Genomic DNA, 3,959 nt, shown 5'->3' with positions numbered 1-3,959 from the left:
ACGTGCTTTTTGTTTTAAGAATAGTAGGAACTCTTAATAATTTAAAACTATATTTAATATAAAATAATGGTATAATAGCAACCTCAATATTTATTGAATAGAACCTAACTGATACGCTATACTCTATTCCCTGAAGCCTTAATCTCAAAAATTAACCAGATAGAGAATATAATTTCTAAAGATATCATAACGATTGACACTATGACCGGACTAAAAATGATTCCTACTATCAAAGATGTTAAAGAAACAACTATAGCCATTACAAAGTATGCTTTAGATTTATATAGCCACCCAAAAGGTAATAAATGTGCTCCAAATATTATGGCTAATACCATAACCATTTTTTCAGGAACTGCTTGATAAATCCACATTGCAATTAAAATATATAGAAGTTGATTACAAGAAAATATTATTCCTAAAGTGTTTAATGGATTATCTTTGGTTGAAAATTCTGCTTTAATTAATTTAGATATTAAAAAAGCAATTGGCAGAAGCGATGCAGTAAAACAAAATGTTAATAAATTCTTTGTTAATACCTCTTTTATCGGAAGTAACCATACTGTTAAGACAGAACTCCAAATAATTATTGAAGCAAGAATAAAATGTAACCCCCGTTTACCTCTTATAGCTATATTATCTCTTGATTTATCTAATTCCAAAAACTCATCTCCTTTTAATGTCATTTAAATATATTAATTATACATTATTTTGATTGTTTTTGGAATTTTTTCCAACTCCCTACTTCCTTCTACAGGTAATTGATTACGTATAACGAAAAACATATATAGATATGGCTCTTCAGCAAATAAAGACAATTCTTGCTTTTAACTTTAAGAATAGCCTAAATGCTTAAGTTGATGGATGTGGGGTATTGCCACATTACTATCAAGCTAACAAAAGTAAATACCCCAAAACGAAAAAAGAGCTGACTTCTCAAAGTAACTAACTGTAGAGAAAGAAAAGTTTCATTTTTGGGGTACTTCAAAATCTTAGCTTGATGGGCATGGGGTGGGACCCCAAACAGTACGATTTTATTTCAAAGACACAACGATCTTACTACACACTTTTTATTTATCCCACACTCTCATCTGCTAGTATTACTATTTTTTATTACTAATGTTGCCGTTTCACTCGGATGGCTAAGAGGAAAATGATGGCCATATGGAACAAAATCAACCTTACCAAGATGCGATGGAGCAGAATAGCCTCTGTCATAATCCCCCCAAATAATGTGAAGATTATACTTTGTTACTTCATTGAAATCACCTTGATCGTTTTTCAGTAGTAAACTGTTAAGCTGAACCGTAGTATTTAAAATTCTAGGAGAAGTAAAACTGTTACTTATTTTTTCAATATAATGTTCAGGGATGCTCTCCGTACTTTCAAACAAACCATTACTTAATAAATAACGCCCTATCAAATTAGTAGTTGCCAATTTTAATATCCATTTGTTCATAAATTGAGGAACATTTAGCGATTTAGCATTTTTTTTAGCAACAGGTGGCTGAAGTAAAGTGATTGAATACTTCTTATCTATGTACTCTTGTACCAATGCTTCCAGAAGAATAAACGCACCGAATGAATGGCCAATTAGATGTGCACCATTAGTAGCTTTCTCCAATAACTTTTTCACTACATTCAAATAGATATCTAGAAGATTTTTCTCTCGTTTAAAAGGAGAACGTCCCAAACCTGGAAGATCCAAGATCCATACAGGTTGACCAGTTTTTTCATGAAGCTCTTGTGCTAAAGGAAATAAATCCTCTCCATCACTCAATAAACCATGTAATAAAATAAACGGTTTACCCTCTCCTTGTAATTGGTAAAGGGTAGTGTTATCGCATAATGTTCGTTTAAATAAATGATTATGCTGGCCATTTTGATACATCATTCGATAATCCAGATCAGCTACTACGGCAGGGAAAAATTTCATTACACTTGTCTTCTTAAACCAATCTCCTCCCATAATTTTTTCCGCTGAAACATTTGAAAATTTTCGTTTTGTAATAAAATTCAGTCCATCAGAAGGAATTTTTGTTATTTTACTTACTCCACTATTCATAATTGCCTTCATAAGTGGCATTGGGACAGAGATTTTTGGTGCCCTCATATTCATACTTTCCGACATAATACTTAATAATTCAGCAATGTTCTGATCGTGCTGTTTGTCTTCAACAAGTGTATATGTTTGAATAGTCGGTTGCTCCAATCTGAAAACCTGCACAATAAACTTCGCAAGCTCATCGTTTGAAATAAGTGGTAACCTATATCCCTTACCTCCAGGAATCACTGGCATGAGCCCTCTTCGCATACTCATCACAAGCAAACCTAATCCTGCTATCTGCTCTGTACTCCCTGTTTTACTACTACCGACTACAGTTGGCGGATTAATTACAGAAAGCGGATAACCTACTGCTGATGCCTGGTGACGGATATAAAGATCTGCTAAAAATTTTGTTCTCTCATATGGATTTTTTATTTTCAAATAATTGTTTCCTTCTTTAAACACATCAATTGCAATCTTGCTATTTTTATCATCAAAGGGACTCATATAACCTACAACATGAATAAATTGTTGCAAGCCCTTCAATTGATGAATACTTTTAGCTAATTCACTAATATGTTTGGCGCCATTTAAAAATACGGAAGCTGCCTCTTTACTTGTCACTTGAATATCCATGGGGCCTCCTGCGTGAATAATCACATCCGTTTTCAATATCCTCTCCTTATCTTCAGCACTTAGACCTAAATCTATTTTCGTCAAATCACCTTCAATAAAGTGCATAACTGCCTTTTTTAAGATGCCTCTTTCTTGTAAAATGCGTGTTGCTTTACTTTTCGACCTCACTAAAAGAAGAATTTTAACATCCTCTTTGGTTAATTCTTTCACTAATTGCTTTCCAATAAAGCCTGTTCCACCAATTAAAAATACTGTTCTCATATAAAACCTCCTTTTTAGTACTATTTAGTACTAATTTGATGTAAAAAAAAAGCTTCTTTTATCGAAGCAAGTTAAAAAAATGATCTGCTGTTTTCGTGATTACAGTTGCATCCTTCAATGTTTCTGAAATAAATAACGCTCCTTCAAGATTTGTAATAAAAAGTGATGCAACCTCATCAATATTAATCGTATTTCTGAATTCCCCATTCTCTACCCCTTGTTTAAGTAATAGAGAAACTTTCTTTTGTAATTCTGTAAAAAAAAGACCTATTTTTTCTTTTATTTGCGTGGCCTGTGTAGGACTTTGAATATAAAGAGTAATAAATGGACAGCTCCCCTTATACTCTCTTGACTGAACTCCTTGTGATAATTGCTTTAAAAACAGTTGGATACGATCTTCAACTAAAAATTGGTTCTGAGAAAGTACGTCATCAATTGCAGATTGATACATTTCAATCCAATAATCAACGACCCCTTCTAATAATTCTTCCTTATTAGAAAAGTGATAATACACATTAGACTTTGAAACTTTGCTTACACGTACTAATTCATCCATACTTGTATAAGCAAACCCTTTTTCTAAAAATAATGTTGCAGCTACTTCAATCACACGTTTTTGATTCATTAATTTTACCTTTGTCATAACTAGAACTATATAGTACTAATTTAAATGTTGCAAGTATTTATGTTAATTTAGAAAAAAGTTTGATTAATAAAGTTCCACTAACATTGATTTTACTGCAAAAAAATCTTATTTTGAATAAAGTTGAACTGAACCCCGAAATTGTTAATTCACTATCGTCTAATAGGGGTCACCATACATGCCCATCAACTTAAGAAAAAGAAATGCCCCCAAAACGAAAAAATGAGCGGCTTCTCAGAATAACTATCTGTAGAGAAAGAAAATTTTAATTTAGGGGGATATGAAAATATTAGCTTGATGGTGATGGGGGCACCATATCAAAAAAAGAAAATTGTACGTTTAGACATAAAATTGACACATTTTGATATGTTCCCT

At 32.4% G+C, this 3,959-nt stretch carries 3 protein-coding genes; all 3 read right to left on the bottom strand.

From position 1 onward, the window contains the following. Window positions 1-116 precede the first annotated feature (116 nt). Window positions 117-659, bottom strand: coding sequence for a DUF7010 family protein (locus tag COI75_RS18870; RefSeq protein WP_098448534.1), 543 nt, complete (start codon window positions 657-659; stop codon window positions 117-119). A 425-nt stretch (window positions 660-1,084) separates the two neighbouring features. Next, window positions 1,085-2,941: an alpha/beta fold hydrolase gene (locus COI75_RS18865; RefSeq protein ID WP_098448533.1), complete on the bottom strand. Its 1,857-nt coding sequence runs from the start codon at window positions 2,939-2,941 to the stop codon at window positions 1,085-1,087. Window positions 2,942-2,999: 58 nt separating this feature from the next. Beyond that, window positions 3,000-3,566 carry a TetR/AcrR family transcriptional regulator gene (locus COI75_RS18860; protein ID WP_001072294.1) on the bottom strand — a complete coding sequence of 189 codons (567 nt, stop codon included), beginning with the start codon at window positions 3,564-3,566 and terminating at the stop codon, window positions 3,000-3,002. Window positions 3,567-3,959 lie beyond the last annotated feature (393 nt).

Origin of the sequence: Bacillus cereus (genome assembly GCF_002564555.1) — a bacterium.
Lineage (GTDB): Bacteria > Bacillota > Bacilli > Bacillales > Bacillaceae_G > Bacillus_A > Bacillus_A cereus_K.
The sequence above is the reverse complement of the archived record's forward strand: the minus strand, read 5'-3'. Positions and strand labels throughout refer to the sequence as shown.

Coding starts and splice junctions, on each gene's coding strand:
- COI75_RS18865 (WP_098448533.1), bottom strand. CDS start 2,941: ATGAGAACAGTATTTTTAATTGGTGGAACAGGCTTTATTGGAAAGCAA.
- COI75_RS18860 (WP_001072294.1), bottom strand. CDS start 3,566: ATGAATCAAAAACGTGTGATTGAAGTAGCTGCAACATTATTTTTAGAA.